Below are 19,618 nucleotides of genomic sequence, written 5' to 3' on the forward strand. Positions count from 1 at the left end.
TCTTACTCAATCAGGCGGCTGTGATTGCCACACGTTGTTCGCGGTTTAACCCCTGCAATGCAGAGACATCGACAATCAGCGCGACGCTACCGTCGCCGAGGATCGTTGCTGCGGAAATGCCTGGCACTTTGCGGTAGTTGCTCTCCAGGTTTTTTACCACCACCTGGTGTTGACCAATTAGCTGATCGACCAGCAACGCGTAGCGACGCCCTGCACTTTGTAAAATCACTACAATACCCTGAGTTGCTTCGGTTTTTGCACCTTCAACTTCAAAGACTTTCCACAACTCAACCAGCGGTAAATACTCACCACGCACTTCCAGAACGCGCTCTCCGCCGGCCAGCGGATGGAGATCTTCTTCACGAGGTTGCAGAGATTCCATCACCGCATTCAGCGGCAGGATAAACACTTCATCGGCTACACGAACGGACATGCCATCAAGGATAGCGAGCGTCAGCGGCAGTAAGATACGGATGGTTGTGCCCTGACCCTGTTTTGACTGGATCTCAACATGACCGCCCATCTCCTGGATATTTCGCTTCACCACATCCATACCGACACCGCGCCCGGAAACATCCGTCACCTGCTCGGCGGTTGAGAATCCCGGGGCGAAGATCAGCATGCCGACTTCGTCATCGCTCATATTTTCGTGGATCGGCATCCCCTGGGAAATAGCCTTCGCCAGGATACGTTCGCGGTTCAGACCCGCGCCATCATCAGTCACTTCGATACAAATATTCCCGCCCTGGTGTTCGGCAGAAAGTGTCAGATTACCAATCGGGCTTTTCCCGGATTCGATGCGTTTTTCCGGCAATTCAATACCGTGATCGAGGCTGTTACGTACCAGGTGCGTTAATGGATCAATGATGCGTTCAATCAGGCTCTTATCGAGTTCGGTTGAGCTCCCCACCTGCGTCAGTTCGACCTGTTTACCCAGCTTACCGGCCAGATCGCGCACCAGACGTGGGAAACGGCTGAACACATACTCCATTGGCATCATACGAATCGACATCACCGACTCTTGTAAGTCGCGGGCGTTACGTTGTAACTGACCCATGCTGGTGATGAGATCGCCATGATTGACGGGATCCAGTTCATTAGAGCGCTGAGCCAGCATTGACTGTGTGATGACCAGTTCACCCACCAGGTTAATCAGCTGATCGACCTTCTCAACCGCCACGCGGATGCTGGTCGATTCGCTGGCGCGGGCTGGTTTCTCACGCTCTGCTCGTCCATGCGGCGCTTCGTTGGCGGTCGCTTTGGCCACCGGCGCAGGCGCAGCAATCGGTAGCGGCTGTGGTTCGACGACATCCGCGACAGCTGGCGTTTCTGCAACAGTCGGCGCGACAGTGATAGTTTCGAACTCAATCTGATCCGCTTCAATGACGAAGCAGAGCACAGCAATAATGTCATCTTCAGCGAGGCTACCGTCGATCGTTGCCGACAGCGTATCGGCACCTTTGACCACATCGCTTAAGGTCGCCAGATTCCCCAGTTCCTCTTCCAGTAAATCGACTTCACTGGCTTTCAGGCGCGAGAGAATGATCCGCTTTTTGATCTTTTCAGTGACAGGGGCGGCTTGTGCAACCACCTCGTCTGGTATCGCCGTGCTATCAACAACGCTCAGTTTGGCGCTATTGACCACCGCGGGCGCGGTTTCACCTTTTGCTTCGAGCGCTAACTGTCGTAACGCATTACAAATGTACTCAAAGCTGGCGGCATCCGGCTCCTCTGAGTTTTTATAGGCGTCGAGCTGTTCCTGCATAATATCTTTCGTTTCCAAAAACAGGTTGATAATGTCGGCATTGAGCTGCATCTCGCCACGCCGCGCTTCATCCAGCAGGTTTTCCATCAGATGGGTCGTTTCCTGCAAAATGGTAAAGCCGAAAGTGCCCGCCCCGCCTTTAATCGAGTGCGCTGCACGAAAAATGGCATTCAGCTGTTCGGAGTCTGGGGCTTCAGGCACCAAATCCAGCAGGTGTTGCTCCATGTCAGCCAACAGTTCGTCAGCTTCATCAAAAAATGTCTGATAAAAATCGCTAATATCCATGCTCACGCTATCACCTCGGATTGGCTGGTGGCGATGTGGGAACGCTTGCCGGCGGCATCGCCACTGGCTGTTGTAAGACACTTACCGGCTCATTCTGGCTTTCAGCGTTTTCATGCAAAATGGCCTCTTCGGCCTGCTTATTCAGAACCAGCAGGCTTATACGGCGGTTGATGGCGTCCTCGGGACCGCGATCGCTCAGACGCATCGTGGCGGCCATACCTACCACCCGTAATACTTTTCCATCATCCAGTCCGCCGCTGACCAACTCGCGACGCGATGCATTGGCGCGATCGGCAGACAGTTCCCAGTTGCTATATCCCTTCTCACCGTTGGCATAGGGATAATCATCCGTATGACCAGAAAGACTGATACGGTTTGGGATCCCATTCAGCACCGGCGCAATCGCCCGCAAAATATCACGCATGTAAGGTTCAACCTCTGCGCTTCCGGTTTTAAACATCGGGCGGTTCTGACTGTCGATAATCTGTATCCGCAGCCCTTCCTGGACCAAATCAATTTTCAGATGTGGGCGTAGTGCACGCAGCTTAGGATCGGATTCAATCAGTTGATCAAGATCGCCACGTAGCTTGCTCAAGCGACTTTGCTCCATGCGCTTTCTCAGATCATCAATGTTGGGCTGCTTATTCACTTCCCCCTGCTGCTGGGTGTAATCATCACCCCCACCAGGAATTGGACTTTGGCTATTCGAGATCCGATTTCCGCCCGTCACCGCAGTGGCCAGCGGAGTACGGAAATATTCGGCAATTTGAATCAGTTCTTTAGGGCTGGAGATGGAAATAAGCCACATCACCAGAAAGAAGGCCATCATCGCGGTCATAAAATCGGCGTAGGCAATTTTCCACGAACCATGCGCCCCACCACCGTGATTTTTATGTTTGCGTCGCTTTACGACGATAATGGGATGGGCCTGATTTTTCATGCGTCCTCGGTCGTCTGCTGCGCTGCTGGATTCCTCACCGCACGAACATGCTCTTCCAGTTCGATAAACGAAGGACGTTCGCTGGAATAGAGCGTCTTACGACCAAACTCGACCGCAATCGGTGGCGCGTAGCCATTCAGATTGGAGAGCAGAGTTATCTTCACACACTGCATCATCTTGGTGGTTTCAGCACTCTTCTGTCGCAGGACGCTGGCGAGTGGGGAAATAAATCCATAGGCCAGTAAAATCCCGAGGAATGTCCCTACCATCGCATGCGCAATCAATGAACCCAGTTCAGCCGCCGGACGGTCAGCAGAAGCCAGAGCGTGAACAACCCCCATAACGGCTGCCACGATCCCGAACGCCGGTAATGAGTCACCGACCATCGCCAGGCTATTGGCCGGGACTTCAGCTTCACTTTCGTGAGTCTCAATTTCTTCGTCCATCAACGCTTCAATTTCAAATGTGTTCATGTTGCCGCTGATAATCAGACGCAGATAATCAACAATAAAATCAAGCATCACCGCATCCGCAAGAATGCGTGGATAGCTGGCGAAGATTTCACTCTCTTTGGGGTTTTCGATATCGCGCTCAAGCGAAAACATGCCCTGCTGACGTGACTTGGCCATCAGGCGATACAGCAGCGCCAGCAGATCCATATACATCGCTTTGGTGTATTTTGAACGACGGAAAAGCATCGGGATCGCTTTCATCGTCCCCTTGATGGCTTTTCCGTTGTTGCCAACGATGAATGCCCCGATACCTGCGCCACCGATGATCACCAGCTCAGCCGGTTGATAGAGTGCCCCAAGGTGTCCGCCGGTCATCATGTAACCGCCGAAAACTGTACCAATAACAACCAGGTAACCTAATAAGATAAGCACGACATCATCCTTTCGCAATTGACTATGACAGGATGCGCAGTCGGGCAGTTAACTCATGGTCAGGACAAAAAAAAGCAGCGGTAATCGCTTACCGCTGCTGGAGTGTTTATCCACACCGTTTCAGTTAAACAGCCTGTTCGATCTGTTCATCCAGCAGTTGTGGAATAATATCGGCAGCATTCTGGGAAAGTTTACGTCTTTTTACGGCTCGCGATGGCGGCTGACATAAACTGCAGGCAAAGCTACCTGCGGGTTGGTGCGCGTGGGTAATAAAATTTCCGCCGCAGCAGTTACAGGCGGACAATTCAAGCAAACCACTGTCAACAAAACGGACAAGGGTCCACGCACGAGTAAGCGCCAACAACGGCCCTTCTTCTGGTTGCGGGCACTGCTCAAGATATAACCGATACGCTTTAATCACGGCATCCACGCCGCTGCACAAACCGGTTTTAAGCAGAAACTGCCATGCATTACAAAACATCGATGCATGAATATTTTGTTCCCACGTCATAAACCAGTCGGTGGAAAACGGAAGCATCCCTTTTGGCGGAGGACTACCGCGTAATTCTTTGTACAGCTTGATGAGTCGGCCACGGCTTAATTGCGTTTCGCTTTCCAGCATTTGCAAACGGGCGCCCAATGTGATTAATTCCATCGCTAACTGGATATCACGCGCTTCCTGAACAATGCTTTTTTCGCTCATCATCAAGCCCTTTTCTTACGCGCTGCGTCATCGATGTCGTTAAGCAGGCGTGTTGAAAGCATAATACCGGTATGAATTTGCTGAAGATCGTCAACGCGGGAATCTTGCGTCAAACGCGTTACAGTCTGATGATCGTCGAAACGGAAATGGCATACCAGTTGATTGGTTTCAGCCAATTTGACCATTTGAGGAAGTGTTAATGTTGCCAATGTATCTGCCATCTCCTCGCTGATACCCAAGCGGAACATTGCAGACGCTTTGTCCTGAACGATCAAACGCTGTGCTAGCAATAAATACGACAAATTGATGTCATAAATGTGTTTCAGCAACTCGGATGTATGCATTATTTGCATCCATAATAACCAACATTATTTTCATGCGGCAGAACCGCACCCCGTGATGTCGCCGGGAAGGCCCGGTAAAAAAAAAGCAAAAGGTCAAATACATAGCAACGTGATGGCGCTTACGCGTTGTCTAAACATTCCTTTCGTAGAATGCCGCGTCCCTTACAAGCTCACATCATTTCTTACAAATGTCTAAGATTTTTCCTAATTCGACGCAACTCTACCCGCCACCCGTTACACATACAACGTAGCCATGCTGCGAATTTAAAGAATATGTGACGCAGATCACATAATCAAGCTAAACACTTAACATAAATCCATCAGCACAGCTTTTATTTTGGCTATTTTTTAAACCACCATTATCTTTTTCGATTCCAGCCATACGAATAATCTTGCAATAAAAGCGAATAGTATTCTGTTTACGAACGTTAATATCACGCGCAGAAATAGCGAGCTGGATCACAGATTTAATATGAAATGACATTTCAGTTAAACTCTTTATAAACAAAGACTTAAATATTAAGACTGATTAATTAATACCGGGCTGTGATAACCGTTTAAATGTTAATTGATGTATACTTTTTATTAACAAATTGTTTTTATTAGAGATGAGTTTAACTTAAATCATCAGAACAGATTTGCAGCTTATATGAAGTGATTATTCTATTTATAAGAATAATTAATGAATAATCATGATGACATTCACACAATTACCGTACGAAACGTAGCAGTATGGCGTTATACGATCAAAACTGAAAAGTTCTCTCATAATTCATGAACAAAAGGAGCGAGTTATGAGCTATGCGCACATTCTTGTCGCTGTTGCCGCCACCCCCGAAAGCCACCAACTGTTAGCAAAGGCTGTTTCAATCGCTCGCCCTGTCAACGCCCGCATTAGTCTGATAACCCTGGTTTCAGACCCCGAACTGTATAACCAGTTTGCTGCTCCAATGCTGGAAGATCTGCGGGAAGTCATGCAAGAAGAGACCCATAATTTTATCGATCAGTTAAGCAAAGAGGCGCAGTACCCCATTGAGCACACGTTTATTACCTATGGGACATTGAACGAACACATTCTGGATGTATGCCGCAAACACGCGGTTGATCTGGTGATTTATGGCAACCATAACCACAGTTTCTTTTCGCGAGCCTCCTGCTCAGCGAAAAGCGTGGTCAGCGCAAGCCAGGTTGATGTGTTGCTGGTACCGCTTGCCGGCGATTAATCACGCCTGTTTGCTGCAGGCTGTCTGCGGGTCAGGCGACAGGTTTTCCATATGACGCGATGCGACGTTCTTCAGATCGCAAATAAATCGTGCCTGCCAGTTGTTGATATCATTTTTAACGATGGTCTGCAGCATTGCCGCATGACGGGAAATGCGCTCGGCAAGCGACATCGTCAGAGCCTGGTTTAATGCGCCTGCAACATCATCCCGATCATAAGGGTTTACAATGAGTGCAGAAGTCAACTCATTCGCAGCCCCGGCAAACTGCGAGAGCACCAGGACGCCGGGATTGGCAGGGTCCTGTGCGGCGACATACTCCTTTGCCACCAGATTCATGCCATCGCGTAGTGGCGTCACCAGTCCAACATCTGAGTAACGGAAGACCTTCATCAGTAATTTACGGTCAAAATACTGATTCAGGTAGTACAGCGGCGTCCAGCCCAGTTGCCCGTATTTACCATTGATCCGCCCGGCCTCGGTCTCTAACTGGTGACGAATATCCTGATAAGCCTGTACCTCCTCACGCGAAGTCGGTGCTATCTGCGTATAACGAATCTTACCGTGATGCTGGGGAAACTGTTCCAACAGCGCCTCGTAGGCCTGAAAGCGCTCCGGCAGGCCTTTGGAGTAATCCAGCCGCTCAACAGAGAAGATATTTTTCACATTTTTAAGTTCTGCTTTTAACTGCGCCAGTTTCGGCGGTAGCGATCCTGATGCTTGCCGTGCAATCTCCTCAGGTGCAATACCAATAGGATAAACTTCCGTGCGGAACGCTTTCCCCCAGGCCAGATGCTGTTTCTCGCGGAGCGTAGTTACCTGAGTTTGCGCCGTCAGACAGTCAAGAAAGGCCTGGCGATCGTTGTCGGTTTGAAAGCCCAATAAATCAAAGTCGCACAGTTGCTCAAGCAACGCCTGATGTGGCGGCAACGCATTGAAAATTTCGGGTGTCGGAAAAGGAATATGCAGAAAAAAACCGATGCGATTATTCACACCACGTTTGCGTAGCTCGCAGGCAAAGGGTAACAAGTGATAATCGTGGACCCAGATGATATCGTCATCGCTAAGCAGTGGCAGCAGCTTATCAACCAGTAAGGCATTAACCCGCTGGTAGCCTTCCCAGGCACTACGCTGAAACTGTACCAGGTCCAGTCGATAATGGAACGCGGGCCATAACACGGCATTCGAAAACTGGCAGTAATACTCCTCGTAATCCTGTTCACTCAGATTAAACGATGCCCAGGTGATGTTGCCACGGGTCACCTTTTTTAACGGTTGTTCCTCATTGCCTGTATCACCGCTCCAGCCGAACCACAGGCCGCCAGCCGCCTTCAGTGCGCCCAGCACACCTACAGCAAGACCGCCAGCACTGCCTTTGTCATCCGGGGAGGCGATGCGGTTAGATACTACGACTAAACGACTCATAGCCACCTCTCCTGTCATTCGTTGCTTCTTGTTCCTGCTGCGGACAGTTGATTTGTTCCAGCCAATGCCAGACGTTCCTGACAGCAGCCAGACGCCATGTCGCCTGAGTCTCCCCGCTACCCACTTTTACCGAGATACCGCCGGCGCGATTGACCACGACAAAACCTGTTTCATCGGTCAGATCATCACCAACAAAAACAGGGGTCCGTCCGACAAACGGCGCTTCCTGCATAAATGCCGCAATTGCATCTCCTTTATTGGTGTCCTGTGATTTGATTTCCACAACACACTTCCCGGGCTGCAATGCCAATTGCGGCCAGATATGGGTAATACGTTCCGCCAACGCCAGCAGCGCGGCCTCATGCTCAGGCGCCTGCCGGTAATGCAGAGCGAAAGCCATGCCTTTAGTTTCAAGCGTTGTCCCCGGTAACGTCGCCAGCGCCGCATGCAATAACGCCCCCGCTTCGCGCTCGACCACCGCAGGCAGATGCACAATATGGGTTTGACCATTGATGTCACGGCGTTCTGCCCCATGCACCCCGGCGAGCGGGAAACGATAAGGGGTGGTGAGTGCGTCAAGCTCTGCCATTGAGCGCCCTGAAATCAATGCCAGAGCACCCGCATTTTGCGTGGCCAGGCGATGTAATAACTGCAGAATTGCCTGTGGAACAACAACCTGGTCAGGATGCGGTTTGATTTCAGCCAGTGTTCCATCGAGATCGAAAAAATAAGCACAGTTTGTGGGATGCTCAGGGGGTAAGGTTAGCGATGCTGTCACCCGATTCTCCTCCTCGTCATGGTCTGTACGCCGCGCGGATCGCGCCGTATATAGGATGTATGACGGGTATAAGTATAGACAGTGTGACCGTGCTCGCCATTTAGAAAAACAATCGCCAGCCGGGTAGCGGCTGGCGATAGGCTGAAGCTAGACTAAAAAGTTGGGATTTAAATCATCAAACAGTACGCTTAGCTTTTTGTTTGTAGCGGTCGAAGATCACCGCCGCCAGCAGGATCAAACCTCGTACCACATACTGTGCGAATGGAGAGATATTCAGCAGGTTCATCGCGTTCTCGACCGTCCCCAGAATCAACACCCCTGCGACGACATATGAGATTTTTCCGATACCGCCTTTGAGCGAAACGCCGCCTAACACACAGGCAGAAATCACGATCAGCTCATAGCCGATAGAGGTCATTGGCTGGCCGCTGGTCATACGTGATGCCAGGATAATCCCCGCCACGGCGGATACCAGACCGGAGAGAATAAAGATAATAATCTTAGTGCGAACGACCGGCACCCCAGCCAGACGAGCCGCTTCCTCATTGCCCCCAATCGCCAGCGTATTACGACCAAACGTGGTTTTATTCAACAGCAGGCCAAAAATAATAAAACAGCCCACGGTTAACCAGATCGGTGCCGGCAGTCCTAACCAATTGGCATAGCCAAGCGTAAAGAAGCGCTCGTCTTCGATTCCCACAGCTTTACCGTCGGAGATAATGTAGGCCAGACCACGAACAATTTGCATGGTGGCGAGCGTCGTGATCAACGCGTTAATTTTTAAGCGTGCAATCACGAAACCATTCACCAGACCGCACAGAACGCCAAGCAACAACCCTGCCGCCACACCAATCCACAGGCTTTCGGTCATATTAATGACCACTGCCGTCGTCACCCCTGCGCAGGCAATAACGGACGCTACCGAGAGGTCAAAATCGCCGGATGCCAGGCAAAATAACATCCCGCACGCAACCATACCCGACATAGATACCGCCAGTCCCAGCCCCTTCATGTTGATGAACGTCGCAAAGTTTGGCACAAAAATAGCGCAAACCAGGAACAACACGGCAAACACCACCAGCATCCCGTACTGATCCCAAATTCGGCCAAGATTTAGCGCCGACTTCGCAGCGCCTGAACCCGATGTAGAAACGGAAGACATCATATTCTCCTTATTCAGGCGACTGCCTGGCTGACTTTAGGCATAGCAAGGCTCAACGCCTGGCGTTCATCCGCCTGTTCATGAAGTAATTCACCTGCGATCTCACCTTCTCTCATCACCACAATGCGGTCGGCGACACCAAGAACTTCCGGCAGGTCACTGGAGGCAAACAGCACGGCAACACCGCGCGCAGCCAGGGCATAAATCACGTTATAAATTTCATGTTTCGCTCCAACATCAATGCCGCGGGTGGGCTCATCCAGCAAAATCACTTTCATCTCTTCCGATAACCAACGCCCCAGAATGGCCTTTTGCTGATTACCGCCAGAGAGGTTCATGATCAGTTGCTCTGCACCCGGCGTTTTAATGTTGAGTGAACGGATATGATGGTCAGCATTGGTCTCTTCCCAGCCGTTGTTGATCAGACATCCCCCCGTAACATGTTTACGGCGCGCACTAATATTGATGTTGTTGCGTACCGAATGGACCGGGATGATCCCTTCGGCTTTGCGATCCTCCGGACACAGCATCATGCCTGCTTCAATGGCGTGACTGGGTTTGCGGATATCTATCGCTTGTTCGTCAATAAACACCTGGCCCTGTGTGATACGCGTCCCGCCAAACAGACCTTTCATTAATTCGCTACGTCCGGCACCAACCAGGCCGAACAGTCCGACGATTTCGCCGCTACGCACCGATAAGCTGATCGGAGTGCGCACGCCTGGCGCTTTTACCTCATGCAGACGCAGACGCTCCGCGCCATAAGGTCTGGCTTTCCAGCCATAGATGTCCCCAAGATCACGCCCCACCATCGCCTGTACCAGTGCGTCGTGATCAACCTGCTGCATATCCGTAAACGTTTTGACGTACTGGCCATCCTTAAACACCGTTATGGCATCGCTGAGGGCGAAAATCTCCTCCATGCGGTGCGAAACGTACAGAATGATGCGGCCCTCATTGCGTAGCTCACGAATTACGCGAAACAGATTGTCAATCTCCCTGGCGGAAAGAGAGCTGGTGGGTTCATCAAAAGCGATAATCTTGGCATTACGCGCCAGCGCCTTAGCAATCTCCACCATTTGCCACTGACCGATGGAGAGATACTTCAACGGAATATCAGGATCGATATCCATTCCCAGATGCTTTAACTGCAGCCCCGCCTCGTAGTTCAACAACGAGCGGTTCACAATCCCACCCTTATGCGGAAGCTGGCCTAAATAGATGTTCTCGGCGACGGTCATTTCCGGCACCAGATGCAATTCCTGGTAAATAATGGCGACACCGGCATTCAGCGCAGTGGTTGTGTCCGCAAACGAAACCTCCTGTCCGCGGATCGCTATAGATCCCGTGGTTGGCGCGTAGTTACCGCTGAGAATTTTTAATAATGTTGATTTCCCGGCGCCATTTTCACCCATCAGTGCATGCACCTGACCGGCATAGCAGTCGAAACTAATATCCGTCAGCGCTTTTACGCCAGGGAAGGTTTTGCCGATGCCGCGAAATGAGAGATACGGGGTAGACTGTTGCATAACGTCTCCGTGGATCTAAACGGTTGCCTGATGGCGGCGTAGCCTTATCCGGCCTACGAAGGGCGTTATTTGTAGGCCGGATAAGATCGTTTTACGGCAGTTGAGTTATTTGCCGCCTAAGCCTTTTTTCGCCAGTTCTTCTTTGAAGTTGTCGCGAGTAATCAACACCACATCGGTAACTTCAGTAAACACTGGCGGTTCTGCGCCTTTGGTGACCCAGTTGTAGAGCATTTCACTGGATTTATAACCGTGAACGTCCGGGCTAGGCAGCAGTGAACCGTAGAATCCGGTGGCTTCCGCTTTGGAGAGTTCGCTAATTGCATCAACACCGTTAATACCGATACCAATCACGTTTGCAGCTTTAAACCCCTGCCCTTCGGTAGCACGCACGCCACCCAGCACAGTGTTGTCGTTCATACCGACAATCAGCCAGTGTTTAACTTCAGGATGTTGCACCAGCATGGAGTTTGCGGCGTCGAATGCGCCCGGGATATCATTCGATTTGGTTGGGACCTGGTAGATCTGTTTTTCCGGGAAGCCTGCAGCTTTAAGCGCTTCCATCGAACCCGATGTACGACGGCGCGCGGTATCCAGTTCGTTTGCGGTAATCGCCATTACAGCGGAAGATTTCACATCCCAGCCACGTTTCTGCATTTCTTTGTACAGTTCCTGGCCCTGGCGTTCACCAATTTTGGTTGCTGCCATCATCACCAATGGCACAGTATCCATCGGCTTACCTTTCGCATTGGCGAACTGATCGTCAACCGCGATGACTTTCATGTCATAGCCACGCGCCTTTGCCATAATAGCAGGCCCAAGTTTTGGGTCCGGCGTACAAATTACAAATCCTTTTGCCCCGCTTGCCGCCAGGCTGTCGATAGCATTCAGGGTTTTCTCGCCGTCTGGAACGGCAATTTTAATCACCTCAAACCCAAGGTCTTTACCGGCTTTATCAGCAAACTTCCACTCTGTCTGGAACCAGGGCTCTTCCGGTTGTTTGACCAGGAAACCGAGCTTCATGGATTCAGCGATAGCGGATTGTGACATAATGGCAGCCAGACCAATGGCCGCCAGCGCTTTAGTGAATTTGTGCATGGTTAACTCCAGCTTTAACGTTCTTTTATGTAGGGTAAAATCAAACGATTTTTTGTAATCCGGACGTAAAACAAGGCATTACCTTTTATTGATAAGATCAATGCCAGTGCTGAGAGTATTTTTAGCGGGAAATTGATTCTCCATAAGAGAGCGGCATCACACCCTGGAATTACAGTAGTTGCGTACATAAATTCAGCGGGAAATGACATAAAAAAACTCAATTTTCAGAATAGGGAAAATGAGAAATAGCAGATTAATCCATAACATCAGCCAGTGAATCCTTGTTCCCGAATATCGAAACATCCGGGAGTCCAATGATTACCAGGGGTAATAAATATGGTCAGCGTGATCGCGAACAGGGATATCGTCTTCTAACAGACGCGCAGAAAGCGTAAACGCAAAATCAAAAATATGGCCCAGCCCTTTGCCACTGATAAGATTGCCATCTTCAACAACAGGCGCATCGACATACTCGCCGTCGGTGATGGTTTGCCACAGCTCACCTGAACACACGTAGCGCCGTCCTTTCAGCAACCCATTACCCGCCAGCACCCGCGCGGCTGCCGAACAAACCGGGCAAATCAGTTTTCCTGCATCGTCATGACGAGCGACAAACTGGACGACTGCAGCGCTGGCGGCAAGATTTACGCTACCCTGTGGTCCCCCTGGCAACACAATCGCGTCGTAGAAGGCATCCCGACGGGCCTCCAGCGTACTGTCGGTCACCATCGGCACGTCATGATAGCTCACCACCGCACGAGACTCAGCGCAGGCCAGCGTCTCAACCTCAATTTGCAGGCGACGTAGAATATCAATAGTAACAATGGCTTCAGCCTCTTCAAAACCGGGTGCCAGCAACACCGCCACCTTCTTCATATACAACTCCTCGATTTATTCACCGATATCCAACAACAAATGCCGAATAATTCATTCCGTTAAATTTATTAAAACTGATCTGGCGCAAGAAATTAGGTTGCAGATAATTTCCAGACACATCACTTCACCGGGAAGTTCGCATCAAAACCAACGGTGATAATCACCAGACGTCATAGAATACCGCGGCCTGAAATTTAATTTTGAGACTTGAAACAGCATTTCATTATCTTTATTTTACATAAATACATTATAAATCAGATGATTATATTCATATTGCTTATATACACAAACGGCATGACTAAGCATATTGTTATGCCAATATGTAAAAAAACATAAATAGGTGGTTTTAAGGATTTTCTTGATACCAGGCACGCGCTATGCTGATTCATGATCGGAAGCGGATATAATTCGCGATCATCTAAAGGACCGGCGGAACGGATTTATTCTGCTAACAGTATTACTCGTACGTAGATGTGAAGTGCAACGGCAGCCCGTTGTACTGGCGTTGGTGACGTACTTCTCTTTTCTGGAAATAAGGATATTGATATGGCTGCAGTTGGAATTGTGCACAAACTCAACACGCAAATGAACCTTGAGTTTTACGCATCGAATCTCTACCTTCACCTCAGTGAATGGTGCTACGAACACAGCCTGACAGGCACCGCGACGTTTCTGCGCACTCAGGCGCAGGGTAACGTGACGCAAATGATGCGTATGTTTAATTTTATGAAAAACGCAGGGGCTAACCCCATCGTCAAAGCCATCGATGTTCCCGGTGATGACCTAACGTCCCTTGAAGAGCTGTTTCAGAAAACGCTGGAAGATTATCAGCAGCGTTCTCGTACGCTGTCACGTCTGACGGATGAAGCAGAAGCGTTGAACGACGCACCAACCGTTGATTTTCTTCATGATCTGGAAAAAGAACAGCAGCAGGATGGCGTGCTGCTACAAACGATTCTTGATGAAGTTCGTAGCGCTAAACGTGCTGGGCTGTGTATGGCGCAAACGGATAAGCATTTGCTAAACGTCGTAAACTACCAACATCACTGAAGTCCGATCGCGACAAATCTGCGCCTCCCGTTCTGAGAGGCGTAAAAAAACCTTTCTAAAACCTGAAACAACGGTTTATTTTAGTGAGACTCATTCTGCGGAGTGAATTTCAGCTCGATCAACGCAACCGCTTTTTGAATTGCGCGCATCGTAACGGGATCAGCGCCCGCGGGATGGCTGGAAAAGTCGATGCTTTTCAGTTGACTGGACATTTTTTCCCGAACTTCTACCGGGGCAATAACATCAATAACATCCAGAATTTGCTTGATAACCAACTGGCAGGCAACAACATCCGAGAGCAGTTCCTGATCGGCATTCAGTGTTTGGGACATAGTGAGCTCCTTATAGAAAGGTCGTCATAGTACCTATTCAGCGCTCGAAACGGTAGCGGTGCAAGCAGTACAACCGCGCTGAAAATAAAAAAACAGACCCAGTTAATTTCGTTTGAGATGGCAAGCACAACATGAGTGAACATTTAGCGGTTGAGAATAAGCGGGGTCTTTCTCCGGCTGCACTACTGGTCGCCGGGGCCTTCTTTATGGAGTTCATCGATGGCACGGTGATTGCGACGGCCCTACCCGATATGGCAAAAAGTTTCGGCGTGCAGGCCGTTGATCTGAACATCGGCATCAGTGCTTATCTGATCACGCTGGCGGTTCTCATCCCTGCCAGTGGCTGGATTGCCGATCGTTTTGGTGCCCGAAAAGTATTTACCCTGGCACTGGCGATCTTTACCTTCGCCTCAGTCTTATGCGGACTCGCCACCAGCATTGAAGGCTTTGTGGCAATGCGCATTTTACAGGGTGTCGGGGGGGCACTGATGGTGCCGGTCGGCCGCCTCGCCGTTCTGCGTACCACGCCTAAACACCAGTTAATCACCGCAATCGCCACCCTGACTTGGCCTGCCTTAGTGGCTCCAATAATTGGCCCCCCCCTGGGCGGATTTATTACCAGTTACGCCAACTGGCGCTGGATCTTCTTCATTAATGTGCCACTGGGGTTGCTGGCGATCGCGCTGGCGCTGCGTTTTATCCCGGATATTCATGATGACGAGCGACGCCCGTTCGATTTTCCCGGTTTTATTGCCACATCGGTCGCGATGGTCAGTCTGGTATATGCGATGGAACTGCTGGGAACCCAACAGCCGCAGGGCTGGTTAACCGCGGGACTTCTGGCACTTGGAATAGGCACGTTCCTGTTTGCCCTGCGTCATTTTCGCCAATCCGCATGGCCGATGATTCGTCTGGATGCCATGCGCGTGCCTACATTTCGTGTCACGATGTACGGAGGCTCGCTGTTTCGTGCCTCTATCAGCGCGGTACCCTTTCTGTTGCCACTGATGTTTCAGGTTGGGTTTGGTATGAATGCTTTCCATGCCGGTTCGCTGGTGTTGGCCGTGTTTGTTGGCAACCTAACGATTAAACCCGCTACTACGCCGTTAATACGCTGGTTAGGCTTTAAAAAGCTGCTGTTGATAAACGGTGCGCTTAATGTGCTGGCGCTATTGGCGTGTGCGCTGATCACGCCGCAAACTCCCGTATGGGTAATATTACTGGTGCTGTATCTGGGCGGCGTTTTTCGCTCAATTCAGTTTACCGGTGTCAGCACGTTGGCATTTGCGGATGTTCCTGCATCGCAGATGAGCTATGCCAATACGCTGTTTAGTACAGCGACACAACTGGCTGTTGGATTAGGGATTTCGTTGGCGGCTATCGGGATCCGTATCGGGGATCAAGTGAGTGAATGGTTGTCACTGGGTGCGATACCCGGCATCAGTTTCCGGCTGGCATTCGTCGCTATCGCCATGATTTGCCTGATAGGAATGGTTGATACCCTGCGCCTTACCCGCGATGCGGGAAGCGCAGTGTCAAATAAGCGTCGATAAGCCCGATAGTTCGCGCCATCGGGCCAACCGGGTTTAGCCAATAACTTCACGGACAAAGGCTTCGATCGCTTTATCCTGACAGTTTTCAAAGAAACACTGCTGGAAACGTGGGCCTGAAACGGCGGTTTTCACCAGTTCAGGATCGATAGCGCGCAGGGTATCAAGATAATTTTCTTTTACTACTGCCGCTTTCACCTGGTTTAAAATCCCCGCATTACGCACCTGCGGGTCTTTCCGCTCCGGCGGATAACCTTCACCATTACGACCGGTAAACGCTTTTTCAAACATATACCGGACGTTCAGTTCAGCCCCCCAGCCAAACCCTTTCGCAAAGGCCAGCGAGAGCGCATTACCGTTGTTGATCTGCGCAAACAGGAACGCATCCGCGGGATCAAGGCAGTAGCCACACACCACGCCCGGGTGAATATTCAGTGACATCATGGCCCCCTGACCCGTACCGCAGCCCGTGACAACGAAATCAACCGCTTTTGAATTGAGCAGAATGCTGGCCATAATCCCTAAATGGATGTAAGTCAGATGGTGATCATTTTCGTCGCTCATCCCGACGTTGAACACCGGAAAACCCTTTTCATCCGCGACAGACTTAAGCTCATGGTGAATGATCGCGTTTTTGCTTGCCTGGCTGTTTTCCATCATCAATGCAATTTTCATTGTGTATTCTCCTGAATGCGTCGCGGGGGGCCCGCCGTAAGTCATGACATTTCAGCCACATTACTATTTAGCAAATAAGCTTTCAAATTTTATGAAATTAAGTTTCATAAAATATCGAGATGCTCACGGTTTTTACGCCAGCCTTCAGAATTGACTCATAAACAGGGGGTCGTTGCGATTAATCACAGGTGATCTTCTGGCTATTCAGGCCATTGATTAGCCGTGATGTATGTCAGGATAGCGTATCACCGATTTTTCAGAGCGATTTCATGAAGACCTTTATTCTTGCCCTCTTACCGCTCATGCTGACGGGATGCACCATCACCAGACAGGCTCAGGTCAGCGAAGCCAGCAGCATTACCGGCGTGGTTCGCCTGACTTACAACCAGGCCATGCTACAAACAGCACGTACCGACGACTATGTTGCTCAGGGAACGGCGACAAAAGCATGTCAGCACATGGGTTATGCCAGTGCAGTCGGATTTGGCCAGCCGGTTGCGACCTGCAGCGTTTATGCGGGTTCTCTGTGTTTGAATACCAAAATCACGCTGTCCTGGCAGTGTCACGGTGTTGCCGTACCACAAACTTCCACTTTCCATTATTAATCATTCCGACCAGCACATCTGCTGGTCATCTATTCTATTTTTATTTATATCATCAATTTAATAGCGTTAATGCGTTTTATTCCCATTCGCATTTTTAATAAATAAATTTATTATTTTACCTTTTGCAAATAATTAAATAACAAATTATAGTGGCGCCACGTCAATATATAATAACGTTCGTGGAGCAGAACCATGCTGAAAACAGAAATGATCGACAAACTGAATGAGCAAATGAATCTTGAATTATATTCATCCCTGCTCTACCAACAGATGAGTGCGTGGTGCAGCTATCACAGCTTCGAAGGTGCCGCCGCGTTTCTGCGTCGCCACGCCCAGGAAGAAATGACGCACATGCAGCGTCTGTTCGATTACCTGACGGATACCGGCAGCCTGCCGCGTATTAATACCGTTTCTTCACCGTTTGCAGAATATGCGTCCCTGGATGAGCTGTTCCGTGTAACCTATGAGCACGAACAATTGATCACGCAGAAAATTAATGAACTGGCGCATGCGGCAATGACCCACCAGGATTATCCGACCTTTAATTTCCTGCAATGGTATGTTGCTGAGCAGCATGAAGAAGAGAAGTTATTTAAATCTGTCATCGATAAGTTATCGCTGGCCGGTAAAAGTGGCGAAGGTCTTTATTTCATCGATAAAGAACTGGCAACCCTTGATACACAGAATTAATGTTGTTGGGTAACGGTGGCTGTTTGCCACCGTTATTCGAGAATCTTAGTGACGGCAGATCTTGCTTTCATGCGTAGAGAAGCCGTCTTCTTTGGCAATAAACTTCCCCTTCGCCGCTAAAAACGCGACCAGCTCACCCGCCGTCATGCCTTCTGCTGAACAGGTGTGAAAACGTGCCTGCTCACCAAAACGCGCGGTAATTGCCGCCTCAAGGCTGGCATGTGAATACTGCTCATCAGATTCAATCATCATGTTGAGCACCTCGTGACCGTGAATAGATTCCATACTACCTCCTCAATAAAGCCCGTAGCCTAATGTGAACCGTACAACGCTGCTTTGCGCTAACGCAGGTTTATGCGGGCAGAGAGCAGATAAATATCATTTTTAATACATCTTAAGCCTCAAACATCTGTAAACATTAATATACAGCATTTGTAACGGTGATTTGACGAAAATAGCGTTATGCCTTAACCTGCGCCGCAGATATAACCGTTGATTATCTCTGGGACAGAGGAAAGCGTGAAAAACAGAACCCTGGGTAGTATTTTTATCGTGGCGGGAACCACGATTGGTGCCGGTATGTTGGCAATGCCGCTGGCGGCGGCAGGCGTGGGGTTTAGCGTCACGCTGGTGTTGTTGGTTGGGTTATGGGCCCTGATGTGCTACACCGCGCTGTTGCTACTTGAAGTGTACCAGCATGTACCGGCAGACACCGGGCTTGGCACACTGGCAAAACGCTATCTGGGTCGATACGGGCAGTGGGTAACGGGCTTTAGCATGATGTTCTTGATGTATGCCCTGACCGCCGCCTACATCAGTGGTGCAGGCGAGCTGCTGGCCTCCAGCATCAGCGACTGGACCGGAACCAGCATCTCGCCCACCACAGGCGTATTGCTGTTCACCTTTGTTGCCGGTGGCGTGGTATGCGTCGGGACTTCACTGGTTGATTTATTCAATCGTCTGTTGTTCAGCGCCAAAATCATCTTCCTGGTGGTAATGCTCGCGCTGTTGATGCCGCATATTCATAAGGTGAACTTGCTTACCCTGCCGCTTCAACAAGGCCTGGCGCTTTCCGCGATCCCGGTTATTTTTACCTCATTTGGTTTTCACGGTAGCGTGCCCAGCATCGTCAGCTATATGAACGGCAACATCCGTAAACTGCGCTGGGTGTTTATCAGCGGTAGCGCCATCCCGTTAGTAGCCTATATTTTCTGGCAACTGGCCACGCTCGGTAGCATTAACTCGTCAACATTTATGGGACTTTTAGCCAATCACGCTGGCTTAAACGGTTTGTTACAGGCATTACGTGAAGTCGTGGCTTCGCCGCACGTCGAACTGGCTGTGCATCTGTTTGCCGACCTCGCACTGGCAACCTCTTTCCTCGGTGTCGCACTGGGGTTATTTGATTACCTGGCAGATCTCTTTCAACGCCGTAATAGTGTGGCCGGCAGAATGCAAACTGGCGTCGTGACGTTCCTGCCACCGCTGGCATTTGCTCTTTTCTATCCGCGAGGTTTTGTCATGGCGCTGGGATATGCAGGCGTTGCTCTGGCCGTTTTGGCTCTGTTGATCCCCTCCATGCTGGCCTGGCGGAGCAGAAAACACAATCCACAGGCAAACTACCGCGTAGTGGGTGGCACGCCAGCGCTGGCGCTGGTCTTCATTTGCGGTATCGTGGTGATAGCAGTGCAGTTTTCTATTGCAGCAGGG

At 50.2% G+C, this 19,618-nt stretch carries 20 protein-coding genes; 6 read left to right on the forward strand and 14 right to left on the reverse strand.

Annotated features, from left to right (window positions below; genetic code table 11):
* Positions 1–10: 10 nt before the first annotated feature.
* The 5 genes from cheA to flhD all read right to left on the reverse strand — a co-directional run bounded on the left by cheA (position 11) and on the right by flhD (position 4,921).
* Positions 11–2,056: a chemotaxis protein CheA gene (cheA, locus tag JTI85_RS13685; protein WP_219351638.1), complete on the reverse strand. Its 2,046-nt coding sequence runs from the start codon at positions 2,054–2,056 to the stop codon at positions 11–13.
* 4 nt (positions 2,057–2,060) lie between these two features.
* Positions 2,061–2,990 (reverse strand): flagellar motor protein MotB, encoded by a 930-nt coding sequence (motB, locus tag JTI85_RS13690; RefSeq protein WP_061068090.1) that lies wholly within the window; start codon positions 2,988–2,990, stop codon positions 2,061–2,063.
* Positions 2,987–3,874 (reverse strand): flagellar motor stator protein MotA, encoded by an 888-nt coding sequence (motA, locus tag JTI85_RS13695; RefSeq protein WP_032939611.1) that lies wholly within the window; start codon positions 3,872–3,874, stop codon positions 2,987–2,989. Before motA ends, motB begins: the two co-directional genes overlap by 4 nt.
* Before the next feature lie 124 nt (positions 3,875–3,998).
* The gene (flhC, locus tag JTI85_RS13700; protein WP_005127694.1) at positions 3,999–4,577 is read right to left on the reverse strand and encodes a flagellar transcriptional regulator FlhC; all 579 of its coding nucleotides are present in this window, start codon (positions 4,575–4,577) and stop codon (positions 3,999–4,001) included.
* A gap of 2 nt (positions 4,578–4,579) precedes the next feature.
* Complete coding sequence (gene flhD / locus JTI85_RS13705; protein ID WP_040232414.1) at positions 4,580–4,921, reverse strand: flagellar transcriptional regulator FlhD; 342 nt, start codon at positions 4,919–4,921, stop codon at positions 4,580–4,582.
* 794 nt (positions 4,922–5,715) lie between these two features.
* Here flhD and uspC point away from each other — a divergent pair.
* A complete protein-coding gene (gene uspC / locus JTI85_RS13710) occupies positions 5,716–6,144 on the forward strand; it encodes a universal stress protein UspC (protein ID WP_048211346.1) in 429 nt (142 codons plus the stop codon).
* On the opposite strand, the gene otsA is transcribed toward uspC, so the two are convergent.
* From otsA to JTI85_RS13740, 6 genes are all read right to left on the reverse strand, one after another.
* Positions 6,145–7,566, reverse strand: coding sequence for an alpha,alpha-trehalose-phosphate synthase (otsA, locus tag JTI85_RS13715; protein ID WP_101742210.1), 1,422 nt, complete (start codon positions 7,564–7,566; stop codon positions 6,145–6,147).
* Positions 7,541–8,344, reverse strand: a complete 804-nt coding sequence (otsB, locus tag JTI85_RS13720) for a trehalose-phosphatase (protein ID WP_061068092.1) — start codon at positions 8,342–8,344, stop codon at positions 7,541–7,543. The genes otsA and otsB overlap by 26 nt, the downstream gene beginning before the upstream one ends.
* A 175-nt stretch (positions 8,345–8,519) precedes the next feature.
* Positions 8,520–9,506: an arabinose ABC transporter permease AraH gene (gene araH / locus JTI85_RS13725; protein ID WP_048211343.1), complete on the reverse strand. Its 987-nt coding sequence runs from the start codon at positions 9,504–9,506 to the stop codon at positions 8,520–8,522.
* A 14-nt stretch (positions 9,507–9,520) separates the two neighbouring features.
* Entirely contained in the window at positions 9,521–11,035 is a 1,515-nt protein-coding gene (araG, locus tag JTI85_RS13730) for an arabinose ABC transporter ATP-binding protein AraG (protein WP_048211342.1), read from the reverse strand.
* A 105-nt stretch (positions 11,036–11,140) separates the two neighbouring features.
* Positions 11,141–12,130 (reverse strand): arabinose ABC transporter substrate-binding protein, encoded by a 990-nt coding sequence (locus tag JTI85_RS13735; protein WP_005127705.1) that lies wholly within the window; start codon positions 12,128–12,130, stop codon positions 11,141–11,143.
* 318 nt (positions 12,131–12,448) lie between these two features.
* Positions 12,449–13,006 carry a DJ-1/PfpI family protein gene (locus JTI85_RS13740; protein ID WP_048211341.1) on the reverse strand — a complete coding sequence of 186 codons (558 nt, stop codon included), beginning with the start codon at positions 13,004–13,006 and terminating at the stop codon, positions 12,449–12,451.
* Positions 13,007–13,552: 546 nt separating this feature from the next.
* Here JTI85_RS13740 and JTI85_RS13745 point away from each other — a divergent pair.
* Positions 13,553–14,056 (forward strand): non-heme ferritin-like protein, encoded by a 504-nt coding sequence (locus JTI85_RS13745; RefSeq protein WP_048211340.1) that lies wholly within the window; start codon positions 13,553–13,555, stop codon positions 14,054–14,056.
* Positions 14,057–14,136: 80 nt separating this feature from the next.
* Here JTI85_RS13745 and JTI85_RS13750 read toward each other — a convergent pair whose 3' ends face one another.
* Positions 14,137–14,388: a DUF2766 family protein gene (locus JTI85_RS13750; protein WP_005127709.1), complete on the reverse strand. Its 252-nt coding sequence runs from the start codon at positions 14,386–14,388 to the stop codon at positions 14,137–14,139.
* Between the two features lie 131 nt (positions 14,389–14,519).
* Here JTI85_RS13750 and JTI85_RS13755 point away from each other — a divergent pair, with 131 nt between their 5' ends.
* Entirely contained in the window at positions 14,520–15,941 is a 1,422-nt protein-coding gene (locus tag JTI85_RS13755; RefSeq protein ID WP_137376470.1) for an MFS transporter, read from the forward strand.
* 33 nt (positions 15,942–15,974) lie between these two features.
* On the opposite strand, the gene JTI85_RS13760 is transcribed toward JTI85_RS13755, so the two are convergent.
* Positions 15,975–16,613, reverse strand: coding sequence for an RpiB/LacA/LacB family sugar-phosphate isomerase (locus tag JTI85_RS13760; protein WP_061068094.1), 639 nt, complete (start codon positions 16,611–16,613; stop codon positions 15,975–15,977).
* Positions 16,614–16,882: 269 nt separating this feature from the next.
* On the opposite strand from JTI85_RS13760, the gene JTI85_RS13765 reads away from it, so the two are divergent.
* Positions 16,883–17,218, forward strand: coding sequence for a YecR-like lipofamily protein (locus JTI85_RS13765; RefSeq protein WP_219351639.1), 336 nt, complete (start codon positions 16,883–16,885; stop codon positions 17,216–17,218).
* A gap of 192 nt (positions 17,219–17,410) precedes the next feature.
* On the forward strand, positions 17,411–17,908 hold the full coding sequence (gene ftnA / locus JTI85_RS13770) for a non-heme ferritin (RefSeq protein ID WP_005127719.1): 498 nt from the start codon (positions 17,411–17,413) through the stop codon (positions 17,906–17,908).
* 45 nt (positions 17,909–17,953) lie between these two features.
* On the opposite strand, the gene JTI85_RS13775 is transcribed toward ftnA, so the two are convergent.
* Positions 17,954–18,193, reverse strand: a complete 240-nt coding sequence (locus JTI85_RS13775) for a YecH family metal-binding protein (protein ID WP_061068095.1) — start codon at positions 18,191–18,193, stop codon at positions 17,954–17,956.
* 234 nt (positions 18,194–18,427) lie between these two features.
* Between JTI85_RS13775 and tyrP the strand changes: the two genes are divergently transcribed.
* Positions 18,428–19,618: tyrosine transporter TyrP (gene tyrP / locus JTI85_RS13780; RefSeq protein ID WP_219351640.1), on the forward strand; the 1,191-nt coding region annotated here is incomplete at its 3' end.

Origin of the sequence: Citrobacter sp. Colony219 (assembly GCF_019382635.1) — a bacterium.
In the GTDB taxonomy this organism is placed as follows: Bacteria; Pseudomonadota; Gammaproteobacteria; order Enterobacterales; family Enterobacteriaceae; genus Citrobacter; species Citrobacter youngae.